Source organism: Arenimonas oryziterrae DSM 21050 = YC6267, assembly GCF_000420545.1.
GTDB classification, from domain to species: Bacteria; Pseudomonadota; Gammaproteobacteria; order Xanthomonadales; family Xanthomonadaceae; genus Arenimonas; species Arenimonas oryziterrae.
Genome location: NZ_ATVD01000003.1, coordinates 545,127 through 566,592, shown reverse-complemented (window position 1 = coordinate 566,592; position 21,466 = coordinate 545,127). Strand labels below are relative to the sequence as shown.

Genomic DNA, 21,466 nt, shown 5'->3' with positions numbered 1-21,466 from the left:
GCTCGGCATAAAGAAGCGCGGATTTGCCTACGCTTCATGCCTACCTCCTTTCCCCCGGACAACCAACGCCGGGTACACCTAACCTTCTCCGTCCCCCCATCGCAGTCACGCGAGGTGCTGGAATATTAACCAGCTTCCCATCGACTACACCTTTCGGTCTCGCCTTAGGGGCCGACTCACCCTGCGTCGATTAACGTTGCGCAAGGAAACCTTGGGCTTTCGGCGTGGGGGTTTTTCACCCCCATTATCGTTACTCATGTCAGCATTCGCACTTCCGATACCTCCAGCAGACTTTTCAATCCACCTTCGCAGGCTTACGGAACGCTCCTCTACCGCGCATCCACAACGTGAATGCACCCCGAGCTTCGGTATATCGCTTAGCCCCGTTAAATCTTCCGCGCAGACCGACTCGACCAGTGAGCTATTACGCTTTCTTTAAAGGGTGGCTGCTTCTAAGCCAACCTCCTGGCTGTCTATGCCTTTCCACATCGTTTTCCACTTAGCGATAATTTTGGGACCTTAGCTGCGGGTCTGGGTTGTTTCCCTTTTCACGACGGACGTTAGCACCCGCCGTGTGTCTCCTGCATAGTCTGTCTTGGTATTCGGAGTTTGCAATGGTTTGGTAAGGCGCAATGCCCCCCTAGCCATAACAGTGCTCTACCCCCAAGAAGATTCGTGCAAGGCGCTACCTAAATAGCTTTCGAGGAGAACCAGCTATCTCCGGGTTCGATTAGCTTTTCACTCCTAATCACACCTCATCCCCTACTTTTGCAACAGGAGTGGGTTCGGGCCTCCAGTGCGTGTTACCGCACCTTCACCCTGGGCATGACTAGATCACCCGGTTTCGGGTCTATTGCCTGCGACTATTCGCCCTATTCAGACTCGGTTTCCCTTCGCCTCCCCTAGACGGTTAAGCTCGCCACAGACAATAAGTCGCTGACCCATTATACAAAAGGTACGCAGTCACCCCACGAAGGGGCTCCCACTGCTTGTACGCACACGGTTTCAGGGTCTATTTCACTCCCCTCTCCGGGGTTCTTTTCGCCTTTCCCTCACGGTACTGGTTCACTATCGGTCGGTCAGGAGTATTTAGCCTTGGAGGATGGTCCCCCCATATTCAGACAGGGTTTCACGTGCCCCGCCTTACTCATTTTCATCATCGTGGCCCTTTCGCATACCGGGCTATCACCGTCTATGGCCGGCCTTTCCAGACCGTTTTGCTAAAACCACAATGACTTAAGGGCTGCTCCCCGTTCGCTCGTCACTACTGGGGGAATCTCGGTTGATTTCTTTTCCTATGGCTACTTAGATATTTCAGTTCACCACGTTCGCCTCCAACAGCTATGTATTCACTGTTGGATACTCCTTGCGGAGTGGGTTTCCCCATTCGGACATCTCCGGATCAATGTCTGTTGCCGACTCCCCGGAGCTTTTCGCAGGCTGCCACGTCCTTCATCGCCTCTGACCGCCAAGGCATCCACCGTGTGCGCTTATTCGCTTGACCATATAACCCCAAGTCGCCTCAGGGTCATCATTGCTCGCGAATGAACAACAACAACTTCAAATTTTAGGCCCTTTCAAGGGCCCGCCTTAGCCTCTACGACACGTCTTGATGACAGTTTCGTCTCAAACGCTCGCTACATCACCTATTTTCAAAGAACACGATTCCGGCCTCAAAGCCGGATCGATATATTTTGTGTGCGCTGTCATTCCATACAACCTGGTGGAGCCAGTCGGGATCGAACCGACGACCCCCTGCTTGCAAAGCAGGTGCTCTCCCAGCTGAGCTATGGCCCCAAATAACTTCTTCGTCGCTTGGCTTTGCCAAACGCAAAAATGGTGGGTCTAGGAGGACTCGAACCTCCGACCTCACCCTTATCAGGGGTGCGCTCTAACCACCTGAGCTACAGACCCAGGCCGGATCAATTGTTGGAATGCAGGAAACTTGTGCGGACGCCTGCGAAACAGCGTCGTCTTTGCTCAAAAGGAGGTGATCCAGCCGCACCTTCCGATACGGCTACCTTGTTACGACTTCACCCCAGTCATCGGCCACACCGTGGCAAGCGCCCCCCTTGCGGTTAAGCTACCTGCTTCTGGTGCAACAAACTCCCATGGTGTGACGGGCGGTGTGTACAAGGCCCGGGAACGTATTCACCGCGGCAATGCTGATCCGCGATTACTAGCGATTCCGACTTCACGGAGTCGAGTTGCAGACTCCGATCCGGACTAGGATGGGGTTTCTGGGATTGGCTCCACCTCGCGGTATCGCAACCCTCTGTCCCCACCATTGTAGTACGTGTGTAGCCCTGGCCGTAAGGGCCATGATGACTTGACGTCATCCCCACCTTCCTCCGGTTTGTCACCGGCAGTCTCCTTAGAGTTCCCGACATTACTCGCTGGCAACTAAGGACAAGGGTTGCGCTCGTTGCGGGACTTAACCCAACATCTCACGACACGAGCTGACGACAGCCATGCAGCACCTGTCTCACGGTTCCCGAAGGCACCCCTCGATCTCTCAAGGGTTCCGTGGATGTCAAGGCCAGGTAAGGTTCTTCGCGTTGCATCGAATTAAACCACATACTCCACCGCTTGTGCGGGCCCCCGTCAATTCCTTTGAGTTTCAGTCTTGCGACCGTACTCCCCAGGCGGCGAACTTAACGCGTTAGCTTCGACACTGAGAGCCTAGTTGCTCCCAACGTCCAGTTCGCATCGTTTAGGGCGTGGACTACCAGGGTATCTAATCCTGTTTGCTCCCCACGCTTTCGTGCCTCAGTGTCAGTGTTGGTCCAGAGAGCCGCCTTCGCAACTGATGTTCCTCCCGATCTCTACGCATTTCACTGCTACACCGGGAATTCCACTCTCCTCTACCGCACTCTAGCGCGCCAGTATCCATCGCCATTCCCAGGTTGAGCCCGGGGCTTTCACGACAGACTTAACGCACCACCTACGCACGCTTTACGCCCAGTAATTCCGAGTAACGCTTGCACCCTTCGTATTACCGCGGCTGCTGGCACGAAGTTAGCCGGTGCTTATTCTTTCGGTACCGTCATGACTCCCGGGTATTAACCGGTAGCTTTTCTTCCCGAACAAAAGTGCTTTACAACCCGAAGGCCTTCTTCACACACGCGGCATGGCTGGATCAGGCTTGCGCCCATTGTCCAATATTCCCCACTGCTGCCTCCCGTAGGAGTCTGGACCGTGTCTCAGTTCCAGTGTGGCTGATCATCCTCTCAGACCAGCTACGGATCGTCGCCTTGGTGGGCCTTTACCCCGCCAACTAGCTAATCCGACATCGGCTCATCCAATCGCGCGAAGCCTTGCGGTCCTCCGCTTTCAACCGTAGTTCGTATGCGGTATTAGCGTAAGTTTCCCTACGTTATCCCCCACGACAAGGTAGATTCCGATGTATTCCTCACCCGTCCGCCGCTCGCCGGCACTGTATTGCTACAGCCCGCTGCCGCTCGACTTGCATGTGTTAGGCCTGCCGCCAGCGTTCACTCTGAGCCAGGATCAAACTCTTCAGTTAAAACTAAATGTTTAGCTTTTTTCTGCAGAAGTCTTTCACCCAGCTTTACGTCGCTTGCGTTGCTTAAACAACTTTGTGACTTAAAGCTTTTCTATGACAGACATCTGCAAGATTGGACTAGTCCATCTCACAGGCGCCCGCACAAATTTCCTGCGCACACTGTCAAAGATCGGTGGGGAAGAAGCCTCGCTTCGTTCCCGCCCAGAGGACGTTTCGTCCAAGGGAGCCGCACATTATAGGGCGTTTTTGAAGTCCGTCAATACCCGTCACCGGACATTTTCTCGAACCCCGCCTCGCCCTCGCAGGCCAGATTTCGCCCCGATCCGAGGCCAGAAGGCCGCAGATCAGTGGATCGACTAGAATAGGCGATGCCGCCCGGATTGGGAAGAGGCAATCAGCCTGGAATGAGGCGGACGCGCTGGAAATTGCGCTTGCCGACCTGCAGAACCCCTTCGAAGCCCGCCACGAACAGCCGCTGCCCGTCCTCGAAGGACTCGCCGTCGATCCGAACCGCCCGTTCGGCGAGCTTGCGGTTGGCTTCGCCGTTGCTGGCGGCCAGTCCGGCCGCCTTGAGCAGGGAGGCAATACGCAGCCCCTCCGCTGGAACCACCACGTCCATCAGAGGCAGCACCGTCAAGTCGCCCTGACCGCTGACGGCCGCCGTCCAGCCGGCAATCGCCGTTTCCGCTGCCGCCGCGTCATGGAAGCGCGTGGCCAGTTCGCGCGCCAAGCGCAGCTTGGCTTCGCGCGGATGCAACTGCCCGGTTGCGAAGTCCTGCTTCATTCGCGCCAGTTCGGCCAGGGAAACGTCGAAGCTCAGCAGTTCGTACCAGCGCCACATCAGCTCGTCGCCGATCTTCATGGTCTTGGTGATGATGTCGATGGCCGGCTCGTTGATGCCGATGTAGTTGGCGAGCGACTTGCTCATCTTGTTGACGCCGTCGAGCCCTTCCAGCAACGGCATCGTCAGCACGATTTGAGCGGGCTGACCGTAGTGCTCCTGCAATCCCCGCCCCATCAGCAAGTTGAATTTCTGATCGGTGCCGCCCAGCTCGACGTCGGCCTTGAGCGCCACCGAGTCGTAGCCCTGTACCAGCGGATAGAGGAATTCGTGCAAGGCGATCGGCTGCTGACCGGCGAAACGCTTGGAGAAGTCGTCGCGCTCGAGCATGCGCGCCACGGTGTGCTGCGCAGCCAGCTTGATCATGCCGGCCGCTCCCATCTGGTCGAACCATTCGGAATTGAACCGGAGCTCGGTCTTGTCGCGATCGAGCACCTTGAACACCTGCTCGGCATAAGTCTTGGCGTTGGCCTGCACGTCTTCGCGGGTAAGCGGCTTGCGGGTGACGTTCTTGCCGGTCGGGTCACCGATCATTCCGGTGAAGTCGCCAATCAGGAAGATCACCTGATGGCCCAGATCCTGGAACTGCCGCATCTTATTAAGCAGCACGGTATGGCCGATATGCAGGTCCGGCGCGGTCGGGTCGAAACCGGCCTTGATGCGCAATGGCCGGCCGAGCTTGAGTCGGGCCTCGAGTTCCTCGTGCTTGAGGATTTCCTCGGCGCCGCGGCCGATCAATTCGAGGGCATGGTTCAGGTCGTTCATGTTTGTGGGCAGAAATCCGGCGGTTTTGTGCGTTCAGCGTTAACTGGAAGTTAAAGTCTGGGGGTCAAAAAATCCAGTCTTCACAAGGGTTTGACGCAAGGTTTTAAGTCTGGTTATCGTACCCCACCCCGCCTCCTGGCCGGCCTGTTCCGCGGAGTCCGTTTTGCCACATCGCCCTCAAGAAGCCTCCCTGACACGCTGGTCGCACGAGCATTGGTTGCTCGCCGGACTGGGCGGATTCCTCGGCTCGGCCCTGATCGCCATCGTGCCCGGCTTCTCCCAGGCGATGAGCGCGCCGCAGGCGGCCGAGCTGCCGGTGACCGTCAGTCTGGTGCTTCCACCGATGGCGCGCTCCGAACACGACGCTTCCGCCGGTGGTTGGAAATTCGTCCACGTCGAGAAGGGCCAGACCCTCAGCCACGTCTTCAATGATCTGGGCATCCCCTTGTCGGTGATGCGCCAGATGCTCAAGTCGCCGGAAGCCCGCACCAGCCTGTGGAACATCGGGCCGGGCAAGGAACTGGCGTTTGAACTCGACCGCAACGATCAGCTCAAGACCCTGCGCTTCGATCGCAACGATGCCGAGCGCATCGAAATCCGCGTCGGCAAGGACGGCCAGGTCGAACAGAAGATCATCGCCCGCCCGCTCGAACAGAACGTTGCCGTCGCCTCCGGTCGCATCACGCGCTCCTTCGCGGCCGATGCGCGCCGCGCCGGCCTGACTACTTCCTCGATTAACAAGCTCGCCAACGTCTTCAAGTACGACGTCGACTTCGTCGAAGATCTGCGCGACGGTGACACCTTCGAAGTGGTGTACGAAGACCAGTGGCGCGAAGGTCAGCGCCTGAAGAACGGCGACGTGCTCGCCGCCCGCATCACCACGCACAACAAGGTCTACACCGCGTTCTATTTCGAACACGACGGCAAGGCCGAATATTTCGATGGCAAGGGCAACCCGCTGAAGAAGGTGCTGATGCGCATTCCGATCGAATACGCCCGCCTGTCCTCGACCTTCGGCATGCGCAACCACCCCGTGCTGGGTCGCATGCGCATGCACAAGGGCGTGGACTATGCCGCCTCCACGGGCACGCCGATCATGGCTGCCGGCGACGGCAAGGTTCAGTTCGTCGGCTGGAAGAACGGCTACGGTCGCGCCGTCGTGCTCGATCATGGCAATGGCCGCACCACCCTGTACGGGCACATGTCCGCGTGGGGCAAGATCAAGCAGGGACAGCGCGTCAACCAGGGCTCCACGATCGGGTATGTCGGCATGAGCGGCCTGGCCACCGGCCCGCATCTGCACTACGAATTCCGCGTCAACGGCAACCAGGTCAATCCGCTCAATGTGACCATGCCCAAGCCGGCGCCGCTGAGCGGTACCGAGATGGCGCGTTTCCAGGCGACGATCGCCCCGGCGCTCGCGCGCATGGAAGTCATGCAGAAGACCACGCGTCTGGCCGTGCGCTAAGCCGCATGGCCGGGCCGTCACTGCCGGTCGACGGCCCGCTGTTCCTTGGTCTGATCTCCGGCACCAGCGTCGACGGTATCGACGCGGCTCTCGTCGCTTTCGATCCCGCGCCGCGACTGATCTTCGGTCGCACCTATCCGATGCCGGCGGCGCTGGCGGCGGAGGTGTTGCGCGTCTCGCAGGCCGATGCCCGGCTCTCGCTCGACGATATGGGCGCGCTCGATACACGGCTGGGCCAGGCGTTCGCAGAAGCCGCGAACCATTTGATCGAAGCGGCCGGCGTACCGCGCGCGCGGATTCACGCGATCGGCTCGCACGGACAGACGCTGCGCCATCGCCCGTCCGGCGATGCGCCCTTCACGATGCAATACGGCGACGCCAGCCTCATCGCCGAACGCACGAAAATCACCACCGTCGCCGACTTCCGTCGCCGCGACGTGGCCGCAGGCGGCCAGGGCGCGCCCTTGCTGCCGGTGCTGCATGCCGCGCTCCTGCGCACGACCGACGAAGACCGCGCGGTGCTCAATCTGGGCGGCATCGCCAATCTCACCCTGCTGCCGGCGCACGGCAGCGTGCGCGGCTTCGATACCGGTCCAGCCAATGGGCTGATGGATGCCTGGTGTTTGCGTCATCGCGGCGAACGATTCGATCGCGACGGCGCGTTCGCGTCCGAAGGGCAGGCCGACGCATCCTTGCTCGACCGTCTGCTCGACGAACCCTGGCTGAGCCTGCCGCCGCCCAAGAGCACGGGCCGCGACCAGTTCCATCTCGATTGGCTGCAGGAAAAAATGCAGGGTCTTGCCCTGACTCCGGCCGACGTGCAGGCGACCTTGCTCGCGTACACCGCGCGCACGGTCGCCGATGCACTGCGTCGGACCCAGCCTGACTGTCGTCGGGTTCTCGCCTGCGGTGGCGGCGTGCACAACCGCGCCTTGATGGCGCAGCTGCGGCGGGAACTGCCCGCTCAGGTCATCGCGAGCACGGCCGACTACGGCGTGGATCCGGATTTCCTCGAGGCGATGGCGTTTGCCTGGCTGGCGCGGGAGACCCTGGCCGGACGCCCCGGCAACTTGCCCGAGGTCACCGGTGCGGCCGGTTTACGGATTCTCGGCGCGATCCATCCCGGCTGATCTCGGCGGAATATTGCGCACTCGACGTCAGCGCGGTTTTCCCGAGGGCGGCTGCATGTAGGCCGGCGCGTCGTCGGGCAGGCCCGTGAAAGCTTCCATCGCTTCCTTGAACGCACGCGTCTCGTCGTCGCCCCAGGCCCCGGCGAGGCGGGCGATATCGCCCGGCACCGGCGGCGGATCGGGCTCGGCCAGACCCAGCGACTGCTTCACCAGATGCAGGATGACGTCGTTGAGCGGCCAGCCTTTTTGCCGCGCCAATTCCTTGATGCGGTCGGCGACGCGTTCATCGATGTCGCGTAACAGGAAATCAGCCATGGCTCTCGATCAACCGGGCTCGGGGGGAAGCCGGGAAGGTGAGATTACCGCCGCGCGCCGCGCGCGGGAAGCCGGGCCGTACCGGCGCGGCGCGGCGTTCAGGTGCCGTCCACCGGCGTCGCACGCTTGCGGGCCGCTTCCATGCGCATCAACCACAGGATGAGCAGCACCGCCGGAAAGGCGATCACCGCCGTGTAGACGAAGAAGGCCGGATAGCCGATCGCATCGACGATGCGTCCCCATTGGCTGGCGATGGTCTTCGACGGCAGGCTCCAGAGCGTGCCGAACAATGCGTACTGCGTCGCCGTGTATTGCTTGCTGGTGAGCGAGGACATGTAGGAGATGAAGGCGGTGCCGGCGATGCCATTGGCGACGTTGTCGATGCTGATGGCTGCCGCCAGCCACCAGACGCTCGGCGCGGTCGCGCCGGCGAGGGTGCCAACATGGCCGTAGAACAGGTTGGCGACACTCAGCAGCACAACGCCGAGCAGCATGCTGCGCATGAAGCCAAGCCGGCGCACCAGCCAGCCGGCGTAGATCGCGCCGACCAAGGTGAGGATGACGCCGTAGACCTTGGACACCGCCGCGACCTGGTCGAGGGTGTAGCCCATGTCGAGGTAGAAGGTGTTCGCCGCCACGCCCATCGTCGTGTAGTTGAGGCGATAGGTCACGATGAGCAGCAGCATCGGGATCGCCAGCCGCCAACCGAAGCGCAGGCCGATGTCCCGCACCGGCAGGACCACGGAGACGATCAGCTTGTCCCGCGCCGCGCGCAGGCCCGGCAAGGACAGCACGGCCAGCAGCGCGAGCTCGATCAGGCCGATGGCGCCGAAGCTGCAATCGAGCGCGAGCGTGGAATCGCCCTTGGCCACGAGCGGCGCGCGCAGCACGAACCACAGCAGGGCCGTGACGAGGAATCCGATCAACAGCGGCGCGGGCCGCATGTGCTCGGCGGCTTCCAGAACCAGTGCTCGATCGACCTGCGGATCTCCGGCGGCGGCGCGCTGTGGTTCGCGGATGCGCAGCGTCGTCGCGACGCCGATCAGCAGCAGCCCCGCGATCATGACGTAGGCCTGCCACCAACCCGCATGACTCGCCATGAGCAATGCGAGCGCTCCGCTGCAGATCAGCGCGACCTGGTAGCCGATCTGGTACGCCGCAGAGGAGGAGCCCAGCAGCTTTGCGTCCACCGATTCGATGCGATACGCATCGACCACGATGTCCTGCGTCGCAGAGCAGAACGCGGTGAAGGCCGCGAGCAGCGCGAAATGCTGAGCACCCGCGGACGGTTCGTTCAGCGCCATCAGCAACAGACCCACGATCACGCCGAGCTGGGCGAACATCAGCCAGCCGCGTCGCTGGCCCATGCCACCGAGCACGGGCAAGCGCGCGCGGTCGACGATCGGCGACCAAAGGAACTTCATCGAATACGCCAGGCCAACCAGACTGAACAAGCCGATCGTCGTGCGATCGATGCCCGACAGGCGCAGCCGCGCCGACAACGTCGTCAGCACCATCGGGAGCGGCAGTCCCGACGCAAAGCCCAGGAAAAGCATCTCCCGCACGCCCGGGCGCCAATAGTCCGCAATCGAAGCGAAGAATCCCGTGCGTGGCTCGGTGTTGCTCATGCGTACTCCACGGAATAAGGCGCGTGATCGGAAAATTTCGGCTCGCTCGCAATCGCGCAGCTCTTGAGTTTGTCGCGCAGCGAAGGCGTGACGATCTGGTAGTCGATGCGCCAACCGACGTTCTTCGCGCGCGCCGCGCCGCGCTGGCTCCACCAGGTGTAATCCTCGCCGTCCGGTCGCAGCTGGCGATAGCTGTCGACCCAGCCGCGCTCCTTGAACAGCACATCGAGCCAGGCGCGCTCTTCGGGCAGGCAACCGGAGTTCTTCTGGTTCGAAGTCCAGTTCTTGATGTCCTTGCGCGTGTGCACGATGTTCCAGTCGCCGCAGATCACGTAATCACGACCACTCTTGAGCCAGCCATCGAGAATGGGCAGGAACCACTCCATGCTGCGGAACTTGAATTGCTGCCGCTCCTCACCTGACGAACCCGACGGGAAGTACAGCGAGACCACGCTCAGATTGCCGAAGCGCGCTTCGATGTAGCGCCCCTCTTCATCGAAATCGTTCCAGCCCAGCGCCGTGCGCACCTCATCGGGCGCGCGCCGGGTATAGATCGCGACGCCGGAATAGCCTTTCTTGGACGTGGCGTCGCGAAAATAGGCGTGATAGCCGTCGGGCCGGAAACAGGCGTCGGCGAGCTGGTGTTCCTGGGCCTTGGTTTCCTGCAGGCAGAGCACGTCGGCCTTTTGCTCGGCGAACCAGTCGAAAAAACCTTTCGTGGTCGCCGAACGCAATCCGTTGGCGTTGAAGCTGATGATCTTCATGGGCGGGCAATGACGTCAAAAGGAGACGAACCGTCCAAGACTACCGCAGGCCAAGGGACGGCAACCATGTCCGACCGGTGTCGACCCCGCCGCGCTCCCGTATCATCGCCTCCGTGACTGTCGCCAGAAATTCCCGGACCGCCCATGCTCGAGCACCAACGCCGCTTCCTTGAACTCGCCCTCGCCCGCCAAGTGCTGCGTTTCGGCGAATTCACACTGAAGTCCGGGCGGGTCAGTCCGTACTTCTTCAACGCCGGCCTGTTCGATTCCGGCGCGGCCCTCGCCGCGCTGGGCGAATGCTATGCCGATGCCCTGCTCGGCTCGGGCGTGGCCTTCGACATGCTGTTCGGTCCGGCTTACAAGGGAATCCCGCTTGCAACGGCGCTGTCGACTACTCTGGCTGCCCGCGGCCGCGACGTGCCGGTCGCGTTCAATCGCAAGGAAGCCAAGGCCCATGGCGAAGGCGGTTCGCTGATCGGCGCCAAGGTCCAGGGTCGGGTGCTGATCGTCGACGATGTGATTACGGCGGGCACCGCGATCCGCGAGGCGCTCGAGATCATCCGCGGCGCCGGCGGCACGCCCTGCGGCGTATTGATTGCGCTCGACCGGCAGGAACGCGGCCAGACCGGCAGCCGGTCGGCCGCACAGGAAGTCGCCCACGAATTCGGCCTGCCCGTGATCGCCGTCGCCGGCCTGACCGAACTGCTGCGTCTGGCCGACGAACGGCCGGAAGTGGCCGCTTACAAAGACGCGCTGGTGGCGTATCGTTCCCGCTACGGCAGCGACTGACGAGAACGCCATGAACACCCAACGAGTTTGCCTGGCCCTGTTGATCACCCTGCTGGCGGCGAGCGCCGCCGATGCCCAGCAGGACAAGAAAAAGCTTTATCGCTGGGTCGACAAGCAGGGCAAAGTCCACTACGACGACGCGCTGCCGCCCGAGGCGATCGACCAGGCGCGCCAGGAATACAACGCCAAGACCGGCACGGCCACCGGCTCGGTGGATCGCGCGCTGACCGCCGAAGAACGGGCCGCCGCCGTCCAGCAGGAGGACGCCGCCGCCGTGGCCGCGGAAGCGGCCAAGCGCCAGCAGATGATGGAAGAGTCGATGCTGGTGAACTACCAGACCGAGGCCGACCTGCACCGCGCCTACGACGAGCGCATCAGCCTGCTCAAGCAGACTATCGCGTCGACCGACATCAGCCTCAAGGACGTGCGCAACAGCCTGACGACCTTGCTCACCGAAGCTTCCGAAGCCGAACTCGGCGGCCGTCCGGTCGATGCCCGCCGAGCCGGACTCATTCGCGAGCGCCATGTCGAGATGCTCAAGCAGCAAACCTTCATGAGCAATCGCATGGGCGAGCTGGCCAGCCTCGATGCCGAGTTCCAGCGCGTGCTCGCGCGGTTCCGCGAACTGCGCGGCGCGCAGCAGGCGCCGACACCGGGTACCGCGCCCGCCACACCGCCGGCCACGCCGGGCGGCGCAACGCCCTGAGACGGACTTTCGTCACTCAAGAAAAAGCCGGCTTGCGCCGGCTTTTTTGTGCCCGCGTATCGGCTAGAACCCAAGCACCAAGTTCGGATCCGCCGCCAGCATCTGTTCGCGGAATGCCGCCTGGATGCGCTGCAGCGCCGCGGCGTCCTTCGCATCGAAACGCAGCACCAGCACCGGCGTGGTGTTGGACGCACGCACGAGGCCCCAACCATCGGACCAGTCGGCGCGCAGGCCGTCGATCGTGGCGATGCGCGCTCCCTCGAACTTCGCGCTGGCGAGGAATTTTTCGATGAAGGCGTACTGCTCGCCTTCGGCCACATGGATCTTCAGTTCCGGCGTCGACACGCCCTTGGGCAAGGTCGCGAACAACGTCTCCGGATCGTCCTGGGTGGCGGCGAGGATTTCCAGCAGACGCGCGGCGGCATACAGGCCGTCATCGAACCCGTACCAGCGCTCGCGGAAGAAGAAGTGGCCGCTCATTTCACCAGCCAGTTCCGCCTCGGTTTCCTTCATCTTCGCCTTGATCAGCGAATGCCCGGTCTTCCACATCAGCGGACTGCCGCCGTGCCGCAGCACGTGCGTGGCCAGATGGCCCGTGCACTTGACGTCGTAGATGATGCACGCGCCGGGATTGCGCTCGAGCACGTCGGAGGCGAACAGCATCAGCAGACGGTCGGGATAGATCATCTCGCCCGACTTGGTGACCACGCCCAGGCGGTCGCCGTCGCCGTCCAGCGCCAGGCCGATGTCGGCACCGACGCGCTGCACGACACGTATGAGGTCGACCAGGTTTTCTGGATCGCTCGGGTCGGGATGGTGATGCGGGAAGGTGCCGTCGACCTCGCAGAACAAGGGCTCAACATCGGCGCCGATCGCCTCGAGCAATTCCGGCGCGAAGCCGCCGGCAACACCGCTGCCGCAATCGACGACGACCTTAAGTTTGCGCTCGATCTGCACGTCGCCGGCGATGCGCGAAATGTAGTCGGCCTTGATGTCGCGCGGCACCGACTGCCCGGCGACGTCGGCGCGGAACAGGCGGTTTTCCGCAATGCGCGCGTACAGATTGAGGATCGCCTCGCCCGACAGCGTTTCGCCGTCGACGACGATCTTGAAACCATTGTAGTCGGGTGGATTGTGACTGCCGGTCACGGACACGCCGCAGCCGGTGCGCAGGTGGAAGGTACCGAAATACACCACCGGCGTCGGCACTTCGCCGATATCGATGACGTCGCGTCCGGCCTTGCGCAGGCCGGCGATCAGGGCGTTGGACATTTCCGGCGACGACAGGCGGCCGTCGCGGCCAACCACGATGTTGCGCAGGTTGCGCTCGGCCATGACGCTGCCGATCGCGTGTCCGATCAGGGTGGCGATATGTGCGTCGAGCGTTTGTCCGACGATGCCGCGGATGTCGTAGGCGCGGAAGATGCTGCGGTCGAGCATGATGCGCGGCGCGGCCAGCGCCTCGGCGATCTTGACCGGTGCCGCTTCGGCTTTTTCGAACTGGCCGCTGCTCTGCAATTCCGCCAGCGTCGGTGCCGCTTCTTCTTCGACCCGCGCCGGACGTTCGGACGCGCCGCCACGGAGCTTGGGCAGGAACAGCGCCGCGACACCCAGCAGAGCCAGCAGACCGGCCAGGCCCATTTCGCCGTAACCGCCCTTGTCCAACAGACCCGATTCGACGATCGGCGAGGTCGCCACCACGCGCATCGGCGTGCCGGTCAATTCGATCGCGTTCGCTTCGGCCTTGAACTGCAGGTCGCCTTCCAGCACGCCGTCCGCGACGACGTTGTAGCGACCCTGTCGCAGGGCCAGATAGGCGCCCTTGGGCGCGGCACCGGTGACCTTCGAGGTCAGCGGCGCGAGCGGCAGTCGCGCATACACCAGCGAAACCACCTGGCCCTGGTCGAGCAGCGGCGTGGCCACGCCCAGACGCGGCGCACCTCCGTCCTTGATCACCGCGACCGCGGGATTGCCATCCTGCATGGCGCGCTCGAGCAAGCCGAGCTTGCCGTAACCGAACGTCGCGGGATCGGCGAAGGCCGCCGTCAGGTCGGGCGCGACGAATTCGACCGCTTCCACGCCAGCCCAGCCTTCGGTCACCAGGTCTTTCGCGGCCGGGATGTCATTGGCCTTGACCGCGACCACGAGTGCATTGCGGCCCTTGAGCGCGGCCATGTGGTCGAGCGCCGCCTTGAGCTGCGGCTGCAACTGGTCGGCGACCTCGCGCCGGGCCACACCCACTTGTTCGGTGAGCTGGTTGGCCGAACGCAGCTGCCATCCCGTCCACGCGGTCCACAACGCGGCCAGGAGCAGCAACACCGCGACCGCCGGCAGGATCAAGGCCGGCTTGAAACTTCCCGGTTTCAACATCGAAGTCATGTGGTCCCCCTAGACCGTTCAGCGAACACCGGTGTGGCCGAAACCGCCGGCACCCCGCGCGCTGTGTTCGAAATCCTGCACCTGCCGGAACCGCGCCCGCACCACCGGCAGGAAAACCAGCTGGGCGATTCGGTCGCCCGGCTGGATCGTCTGCGGATTCTGCCCGCGATTCCACAAACTCACCATGAGGGGCCCCTGGTAGTCGGCATCGATCAGCCCGACCAGGTTGCCCAGCACCAATCCCTGTTTGTGACCCAGCCCCGAGCGCGGCAGGATCACCGCGCACAGCTCGGCATCGCCGATGTGGATCGCCATGCCCGTGGGCAGCAACTGCGCCTCGCCCGGCGCCAGCGTGATCGCCGTGTCACACAGGGCGCGCAGGTCCATGCCCGCCGACAAGGCGGTCGCATAGTCGGGCAACGGAAATTCCGCGCCGAGGCGGGCGTCGAGAATCTTGAGCTCGATCTCGCGGCTCAAGCGCGCGTCCCCAGGCGTTCGGCGATCAGGGCCAGCAAGGCGCCGGCCACCGCCGTCTTGGTTCCGCGCGGGATATCGAAGCGACGCTCGGCATCGAATACCGCCAGCGCGTTGTCCTCGCTTTCGAAGCCGATGCCTTGCGCGGACACGTCGTTGGCGGCAATCAGGTCCAGTCCTTTGCGGCGCAGCTTGTCGCGCGCATAGGTGTCCAGATCGTTGGTCTCCGCAGCAAAGCCCACCACCAGATGCGGTCGCGCGGCATGCGCGGCGACCTCGGCAAGAATGTCGGGCGTGCGCACGAGTTGCACGGCGAGCGTCTCACCGGTCTTCTTGATTTTTTGCGGCTGCGTTTCCACCGGCGCGTAGTCGGCCACCGCGGCGGCGCCGATGTAGACGTCCTGACCGGGCAACGCGGCCAATACCGCGTCGCGCATCTGCGCCGCGCGCCGCACATCGACGCGCTGAACGCCGGGCGGCGTTGCCAGACTCACCGGGCCCGCGACCAAGGTCACGCGCGCACCCATGGCAGCCGCGACCGCAGCGAGAGCGAAACCCATTTTTCCGGAGCTGCGATTGCCCAGGAAGCGCACCGGATCGAGATCCTCAAACGTCGGCCCGGCGCTGATCAGCACCTGACGGCCGCTCAGCAGGGACGGTCGCGAGGCGCTCGCCAGCGCCTGCACGATCTGCAGGGGCTCGAGCATGCGCCCGGCACCGACCTCGCCACAGGCCTGGTCGCCTTCGCCAGGGCCGAGCACGGTCACACCGCGCGCGACGAGCGTGGCGAGATTGGCGCGCGTGGCGGCGTGCGCCCACATGACGCGATTCATCGCCGGCACGACGACGACTGGCGCTTCGGACGCCAGACACAGGGTGCTCAGCAGATCGTTGGCGAAGCCATGCGCCAGACGTGCGAGCACATCCGCGCTGGCCGGCGCGATCAAGATGCGCGTGGCCCAGCGGGCGAGTTCGATATGACCCATCGCCGCTTCGGCGGCGGCATCCCACAGCGAGGTGCGCACCGGATGACCGGACAGCGCCTGGAACGTGGTCGCGGTGACGAACTGCTGCGCGCCTTCGGTCATGACCACGCGCACTTCGGCGCCGGCATCCTGTAGGCGACGGACCAGATCGGCGGCCTTGTAGGCGGCGATGCCACCACTGACACCGAGGAGGATGCGCTGTCCGGCTAGTTCGCTCACGTCCGCTTTTTCCTACGGCCAAAGACGGCCTAGCTTACCCGATGGCGCGCCTCGTCCCGAGGGCAGCGAAGATGACGACGCAGGCAAGCTGTGGCCATGCATATCCGCGACTGGCCCGCCACCGAACGCCCGCGTGAAAAGCTCCTCGCCCGGGGCAGCGGCGCGTTGTCGGATGCCGAATTGCTGGCGCTGTTCCTGGGCTCGGGCGGCCGCGGCCAGACGGCGGTGGATCTGGCGCGCCGCTTGCTGGCCGATCACGGCGGGCTGCGCGGGCTGCTGGACCGGCCGGCGGCGGAACTCGCACGTTGTGCGGGCCTGGGTCCGGCCCGAGCCTGCGTCCTGGCTTCGGCACTGGAATTGGGGACGCGCCACCTCGGCCAGCGGCTCGAGCGCGGCGATGCCCTCGGCGATCCCACCCAGGCCGGCGACTACCTGGCACGCAAGCTGCGGCCGCTGCCGTACGAAGTTTTCGCCTGCCTGTTCCTCGATACCCGTCACCGCGTCATTGCCTACGAAGAGCTTTTTCGCGGCACGCTCGACGGCGCTGAGGTCCACCCGCGCGAGGTCGCGCGCCGTTGCCTGGCGCTCAATGCCGCGGCGGTTATCTTCGGCCACAACCACCCCAGCGGCAGTCCCGAGGCCAGCGCCGCCGACCGGGCGGTCACCGCCCGGCTCAAACAATCGCTGGCCCTGGTCGACGTGCGCGTGCTCGACCATTTCATCGTCGGCGACGGCCCGCCGGTGTCGATGGCGCAGCGCGGCCTGCTCTGAGCGTGGCTGCGTATCGGCCGCCACTGCGTATACTGCTGCGCGGCAGGTTGCGACCGGACGGACCATGTGATTCTCGGCTACGACAGGCTCTACGCCCCCGACGCGGTCGAGATCGCGCTGCCCGACGCCGCGTCCGCGCGCACCCTGGTCGCGGCCCGTCGCCCGGATTTGTTCGAGCGCCTGCAGGCCGTGACCCAGCGCATCGGCGCCCCGGCCCGCGTCCTCGATGCCACCTTGCTCGGTGCCGCCCGTCTGGGCCTGCGCCACGGCAGCTTCGGCGACGATTTCCACGCCTACCACAACGAAGGCCATGTCCTGGAACTTGGCGATCGCCGCCTGCGACGTGCCTTGGACGACCTCGGCGACTCGGCGCCGCGGGGCGACGACGCCGCCGCCCTGCTGCTGTTCGCCGCCTGCCACGATCTTCGCCAGCGCGAAACCGTCGATGTGCCCGGTCCCGTCGGCGGCAACGAGGCTGCCAGCGTCGCCGAGACCTTCCGCATCCTGTCGGCCTGCGGCTTCGATCCGCAGCAGGACCGCGCTTATTTCGTCGCGCTGGAAATGATGATTGCCGGCAGCACGTTCGATGCCCGACCCGTGCCCAAGCCCGATCCGCGCACCGACGAACTGCCCGGCCTTGCCGGCGGTGCGCTCGCGCGCGGCCTGGCCCTGTGGCTCGACAGCGACCACCCGGGCTGGCGTGAAGACGCCGACGCGCGGCGCGGCGAGCGTCTGGGCCGGCTCGCGGCCGATCTGGACACCGCCAATGTCGGCGAGGATTTCGTGCAGCTGTGCGATACCGCCCTGCGCCTGTGCCGCGAACGGGAAATGCGCGCCGGCCGTCGCCTGGACGCCGCCACCTCGGCCGCACCCAGCCTGTCTTTCCTCGGGCCGGGCCAGCAGCACTATTTCTTCGAGCTGCATCGCTTCTGTTCGCGTGAAGGCGAGAGCGTGTTCGGTGCCGGCAAGGCCGCCAACGGGCCCCTGGTGAAGAAGACCAGTGCGGCGATGCTCGCGCGGTTCGCGGCCGCCCCGCCGGCCAATGGCGAGGCAGTGCTGGCGGCCTTTTCCGAGCTGACCGGGGCCTGCTGAGTCAGCGCGGGCAAAAAAAACGCCGACCGCCGGAATCGCTCCGAGATCGGCGGTTGCCCCGAGCCGACCTATGACGTCGACCGTTCGAAATGCCTCTTTTCCGGGGCGCGATGTTGACCGGGCTTCGTGACGCGCGCATGACAAGGGGCCGCCCGCCCGTCGCTCCGGCCCCGCCGCGCTACAATAGTCGGCTCACCCCGACGAAGCTTCCCCGTGAAAGAACATCTGCGCGAACTGGTGGCCCAGGCCCTGCTCGATCTCCGCCGCCACGGCCGCCTGCCCCAGGACCTGCCGACCCCGGACTACGTGATCGAGCGGACCAAATCGCGCGAACACGGCGACTACGCGACCAATATCGCCCTGCTGCTGGCGAAGGCCGCTGGCATGAAGCCGCGCGAGCTGGCCGAGGCCCTGGTGGCGACGTTCGGCGAATCGCAGCACGTCTCCAAGGTCGCGATCGCCGGCCCGGGCTTCATCAATTTCACGATTTCCACGCCCTGCCGCCTGGCGACGATCCGCCGCGTGTTCGAACTCGGCGCCGAATACGGCCGCCAGCTGTCCGAATCGCGCGAATCGATCACCGTCGAATTCGTCTCGGCCAATCCCAACGGCCCGCTGCACGTCGGTCATGGCCGCGGCGCCGCCTACGGCGCGTCCGTTGCCAACCTGCTTGAAGCCGCCGGCCACAAGGTCCAGCGCGAGTACTACGTCAACGACGCCGGTCGCCAGATGGATATCCTCGCGGTGTCGGTGTGGCTGCGCTATCACGAGCTCGGCGGCGTCAACGTGCGCTTCCCCGACAACGGCTACAAGGGCGACTACGTCACCGATATCGCGCGCGGCTTGCGCGCCCGCGAGGGCGATCGTCTGCGCCACAGCGCGATCGAGATCACCGACGGCCTGCCTGCCGACGAAACCCAGGGCGGCGACAAGGAACTGCATGTCGACGCGCTGATCGCGCGCGCCAAACAACTGCTCGGCGATGCGGACTACCGCGTGGTGTTCAACGCCGGCCTCGACTGGTGCCTGGCCGATATCCGCAACGATCTCGCCGGGTTCGGCGTGATCCACGACAATTTCTTCTCCGAACGCTCGCTCGCGACCGACGGCTACATGCAGCGCGCGATCGCCACACTGCGCGAGAACGGCCACCTGTACGAAGACGGCGGCGCCACCTGGTTCCGCGCGACCACTTTCGGCGACGACAAGGACCGCGTGGTCGTGCGCGAGAACGGCGTCACGACGTATTTCGCGTCCGACCTGGGCTATCTGCTGTCGAAGTTCGAACGCGGCTTCGAACGCGCGCTCTACATCCTCGGCGCCGATCACCATGGCTACATCGCGCGCCTGAAGGCCGCCGCGCAGGGTCTGGGTCTGGATGCGGGCAAGATCGAAGTGCAGCTGGTGCAGTTCGCGATCCTGTTCCGCGGCGCCGAACGCGTGCAGATGTCCACGCGCGCCGGCAGCTTCGTGACGCTGCGCGAGTTGCGCGAGGAAGTCGGCACCGATGCCGCGCGCTTTTTCTACGTCATGCGCGGCAACGACCAGCACCTGGACTTCGACCTGGAACTGGCCAAGAGCCGCTCCAACGACAACCCGGTCTATTACATCCAGTACGCGCATGCGCGCATCGCCAGCCTGTTCCGCCAGCTCAAGGAAAAGAGCCTGGCTTACAACGACAGCGCGGCGCTGTCGGCGCGCGCGCGCCTGACCGAGACGCACGAGGACGAGTTGATCGGCGAGCTCATGCGTTTCCCGGAAATCATCGAATCGGCCGCCGGCAACCGCGGTCCGCAGATCCTCGCCAACTACCTGCGTGAGCTGGCCGCGGCCTTCCACGCGTTCTACAACTCGCAACCGATCCTGACTGCCGAAGAGGAAGTGCGACACGCGCGCCTCGGGCTGTGCAAGGCTACGCAGCAGGTGCTGGCCAATGGCCTGGCCCTGCTCGGCGTATCGGCTCCGGAGAGCATGTAATGGCTGCAAAACGTTCCAAGAACCAGGCGCGCCGCAACGGCGGCAACGGTATTCCCGGCTGGATGTGGCTGCTGGTCGGCCTGCTGATCGGTGCCCTCGCCTTTGGCTATCTCTTCCTCAAGGACAAATGGGCGCAGGGTGGCAGCGACCTGCCGCAGCCCAACCCGCAGGCGCAGGCGCCGCGGACGTCCGAGGGCGCCGAGCCGGTTGTGCCGGAAACGCCGGTCAAGCCCAAGCCCAAGTTCGAGTTCTTCGAGATCCTGCCGGGTAAGGAAGTCGTCATTCCCGACGCCGAACTCGCTGAGCAGGCGCGCGCCGAGGCCCTGAAGCCGACGCCCACGCCGGCGAACCCCGCCTCGGAAACCGGCCATCCCGACCAGCCATCGCCGCCAACGACGACGCCCGCCGTCGCCGCGAATGCCGATGGCGCGCGCTACCTGCTGCAAGCCGGCGCGTTCCGCAGCGTCGACGAAGCCGAAGCCCTGAAAGCGAAGATCGCGTTGACCGGCGAAGTCGCCCGCGTGGAAACCGCGGAGATCAACGGCAACACCGTCTACCGCGTGCGCATGGGTCCGTATCCGACCGCCGGCGGTCTCGCCGCAGCCAAGCAGGCGCTCAACAACCACGGTATCACCGGCGCCCTGCCGATCCGCGCCAAGTAAGCGCCGCGCGGCACTGGCACCGCCATCCGCGCCTCCGTAGGATCGAAGCGCGCATCGGCGTCGCGGGGCATGCCGAGGGGAGAGTCAGCGCATGGGCTGGGACATCGATTTCCTGCCGGAAGACGGCATCCTGCGCCTGACCACGTCCGGCACCATGGACATGGAACAGATCACGCGCATGGCAGCCGAAGGCATGGCGGCGGGCGCGCAGCACGGCGCCACGCGCTTTCTGGTCGACCATCGCAACATGCTGCCGTCGCTGTCGTCGGAAGACATCTTCGACCTGCCGCGCATCAATGCCGAGCAAGGCGTCGCACGCACGATGCGGGTGGCGATTGTGTTCAATGCCGACTCGCCGCGGCGCGAGGATTTTTTCTTCTACGAAGTGCGCACGCTCAGCAAGGGCGCGAGCAACATCCGCCATTTCACCGACATGAATCAAGCGCTGGACTGGCTGCGAACCTGAGAGCGCGCCGGTCATCCGGCCGCTGGACCGATGCCACCACGGAGGGCAGGACATGTTCACGCAAACGATGATCGCCGGCTGGGGCGACATGGATTTCAATTCGCACATGCGCAATACCGCCTACCTCGACAAGTCGGCCGACTCGCGCATGCTGTTTTTCGCCGCACACGGTTTTTCGGCGCAGGAGTTCGCGCGCCGGCGCATCGGTCCGGTGGTGCGCAAGGACGAAGTCGACTATTTCCGCGAGGTCAATCTGCTCGAGACCATCGAGGTCGGCCTGAGCCTCGCCGGCCTGTCCGAGGACGGGTCGCGCTTTCGCCTGTGCAACGAATTCACCCGCGCCGACGGCAAGCCCAGTGCACGCGTGATCAGCACCGGCGGTTGGCTGGACCTGGCCGCGCGCAAGCTCATCGTGCCACCCGAGGCCTTGCTCGCGGCGATGCGCCTGCTGCCGCGCACCGACGATTTCGTCGCGCTGCCCTCGAGCGTCTGAGCTTTTCCGCGCGGA

17 protein-coding genes, 2 tRNA genes and 2 rRNA genes are annotated in these 21,466 nt (G+C 64.3%); 10 read left to right on the top strand and 11 right to left on the bottom strand.

The genetic code is table 11. The annotated features are described in order from the left end of the window. From G467_RS0110895 to tyrS, 5 genes are all read right to left on the bottom strand, one after another. A 23S ribosomal RNA gene (locus tag G467_RS0110895) occupies window positions 1-1,504 on the bottom strand; the annotation flags it as partial. Between the two features lie 217 nt (window positions 1,505-1,721). Further along, window positions 1,722-1,797 (bottom strand) — tRNA-Ala (locus tag G467_RS0110890). Window positions 1,798-1,837: 40 nt separating this feature from the next. Next, a tRNA-Ile gene (locus G467_RS0110885) sits at window positions 1,838-1,914 on the bottom strand. 69 nt (window positions 1,915-1,983) lie between these two features. Beyond that, window positions 1,984-3,526, bottom strand: a 16S ribosomal RNA gene (locus G467_RS0110880). A 394-nt stretch (window positions 3,527-3,920) separates the two neighbouring features. Beyond that, complete coding sequence (tyrS, locus tag G467_RS0110875) at window positions 3,921-5,132, bottom strand: tyrosine--tRNA ligase (RefSeq protein WP_022969774.1); 1,212 nt, start codon at window positions 5,130-5,132, stop codon at window positions 3,921-3,923. A 217-nt stretch (window positions 5,133-5,349) separates the two neighbouring features. Here tyrS and G467_RS16420 point away from each other — a divergent pair, with 217 nt between their 5' ends. Together G467_RS16420 and G467_RS0110865 are read left to right on the top strand one after the other, a co-directional pair. Further along, window positions 5,350-6,600, top strand: coding sequence for a M23 family metallopeptidase (locus G467_RS16420; protein ID WP_051130455.1), 1,251 nt, complete (start codon window positions 5,350-5,352; stop codon window positions 6,598-6,600). 5 nt (window positions 6,601-6,605) lie between these two features. Further along, the gene (locus G467_RS0110865) at window positions 6,606-7,730 is read left to right on the top strand and encodes an anhydro-N-acetylmuramic acid kinase (RefSeq protein ID WP_022969772.1); all 1,125 of its coding nucleotides are present in this window, start codon (window positions 6,606-6,608) and stop codon (window positions 7,728-7,730) included. A 27-nt stretch (window positions 7,731-7,757) separates the two neighbouring features. Here G467_RS0110865 and G467_RS16415 read toward each other — a convergent pair whose 3' ends face one another. The 3 genes from G467_RS16415 to G467_RS0110850 form a co-directional block, all read right to left on the bottom strand. Continuing rightward, on the bottom strand, window positions 7,758-8,045 hold the full coding sequence (locus G467_RS16415; RefSeq protein ID WP_022969771.1) for a hypothetical protein: 288 nt from the start codon (window positions 8,043-8,045) through the stop codon (window positions 7,758-7,760). Window positions 8,046-8,143: 98 nt separating this feature from the next. After that, on the bottom strand, window positions 8,144-9,673 hold the full coding sequence (locus G467_RS16410) for an AmpG family muropeptide MFS transporter (RefSeq protein WP_022969770.1): 1,530 nt from the start codon (window positions 9,671-9,673) through the stop codon (window positions 8,144-8,146). Next, window positions 9,670-10,437, bottom strand: coding sequence for an exodeoxyribonuclease III (locus G467_RS0110850; protein ID WP_022969769.1), 768 nt, complete (start codon window positions 10,435-10,437; stop codon window positions 9,670-9,672). Before G467_RS0110850 ends, G467_RS16410 begins: the two co-directional genes overlap by 4 nt. 144 nt (window positions 10,438-10,581) lie before the next feature. Here G467_RS0110850 and pyrE point away from each other — a divergent pair, with 144 nt between their 5' ends. Both pyrE and G467_RS0110840 read left to right on the top strand, forming a co-directional pair. Then, a complete protein-coding gene (gene pyrE / locus G467_RS0110845; protein WP_022969768.1) occupies window positions 10,582-11,226 on the top strand; it encodes an orotate phosphoribosyltransferase in 645 nt (214 codons plus the stop codon). A gap of 10 nt (window positions 11,227-11,236) precedes the next feature. Further along, window positions 11,237-11,932, top strand: a complete 696-nt coding sequence (locus G467_RS0110840) for a DUF4124 domain-containing protein (protein ID WP_022969767.1) — start codon at window positions 11,237-11,239, stop codon at window positions 11,930-11,932. A gap of 63 nt (window positions 11,933-11,995) precedes the next feature. Here G467_RS0110840 and G467_RS16405 read toward each other — a convergent pair whose 3' ends face one another. Genes G467_RS16405 through coaBC form a run of 3 tightly spaced genes read right to left on the bottom strand, consistent with a single transcriptional unit; the run spans window position 11,996 to window position 15,990 of the window. After that, the gene (locus G467_RS16405; RefSeq protein WP_022969766.1) at window positions 11,996-14,311 is read right to left on the bottom strand and encodes a phosphomannomutase/phosphoglucomutase; all 2,316 of its coding nucleotides are present in this window, start codon (window positions 14,309-14,311) and stop codon (window positions 11,996-11,998) included. 18 nt (window positions 14,312-14,329) lie between these two features. Beyond that, a complete protein-coding gene (gene dut, locus G467_RS0110830) occupies window positions 14,330-14,788 on the bottom strand; it encodes a dUTP diphosphatase (RefSeq protein ID WP_022969765.1) in 459 nt (152 codons plus the stop codon). Next, window positions 14,785-15,990, bottom strand: coding sequence for a bifunctional phosphopantothenoylcysteine decarboxylase/phosphopantothenate--cysteine ligase CoaBC (gene coaBC / locus G467_RS0110825; RefSeq protein WP_022969764.1), 1,206 nt, complete (start codon window positions 15,988-15,990; stop codon window positions 14,785-14,787). The genes dut and coaBC overlap by 4 nt, the downstream gene beginning before the upstream one ends. A gap of 96 nt (window positions 15,991-16,086) precedes the next feature. Here coaBC and radC point away from each other — a divergent pair, with 96 nt between their 5' ends. From radC to G467_RS0110795, 6 genes are all read left to right on the top strand, one after another. Then, window positions 16,087-16,761: a RadC family protein gene (gene radC, locus G467_RS0110820; protein WP_022969763.1), complete on the top strand. Its 675-nt coding sequence runs from the start codon at window positions 16,087-16,089 to the stop codon at window positions 16,759-16,761. Between the two features lie 66 nt (window positions 16,762-16,827). Further along, window positions 16,828-17,853, top strand: coding sequence for a hypothetical protein (locus tag G467_RS0110815; protein WP_022969762.1), 1,026 nt, complete (start codon window positions 16,828-16,830; stop codon window positions 17,851-17,853). 213 nt (window positions 17,854-18,066) lie between these two features. Continuing rightward, window positions 18,067-19,830 carry an arginine--tRNA ligase gene (argS, locus tag G467_RS0110810; protein ID WP_022969761.1) on the top strand — a complete coding sequence of 588 codons (1,764 nt, stop codon included), beginning with the start codon at window positions 18,067-18,069 and terminating at the stop codon, window positions 19,828-19,830. Further along, window positions 19,830-20,492, top strand: a complete 663-nt coding sequence (locus tag G467_RS0110805) for an SPOR domain-containing protein (RefSeq protein WP_022969760.1) — start codon at window positions 19,830-19,832, stop codon at window positions 20,490-20,492. The genes argS and G467_RS0110805 overlap by 1 nt, the downstream gene beginning before the upstream one ends. A gap of 91 nt (window positions 20,493-20,583) precedes the next feature. After that, complete coding sequence (locus G467_RS0110800) at window positions 20,584-20,958, top strand: STAS/SEC14 domain-containing protein (protein ID WP_022969759.1); 375 nt, start codon at window positions 20,584-20,586, stop codon at window positions 20,956-20,958. A 52-nt stretch (window positions 20,959-21,010) separates the two neighbouring features. Beyond that, a complete protein-coding gene (locus G467_RS0110795) occupies window positions 21,011-21,451 on the top strand; it encodes a thioesterase family protein (protein WP_022969758.1) in 441 nt (146 codons plus the stop codon). The last annotated feature ends 15 nt before the right edge of the window (window positions 21,452-21,466 follow it).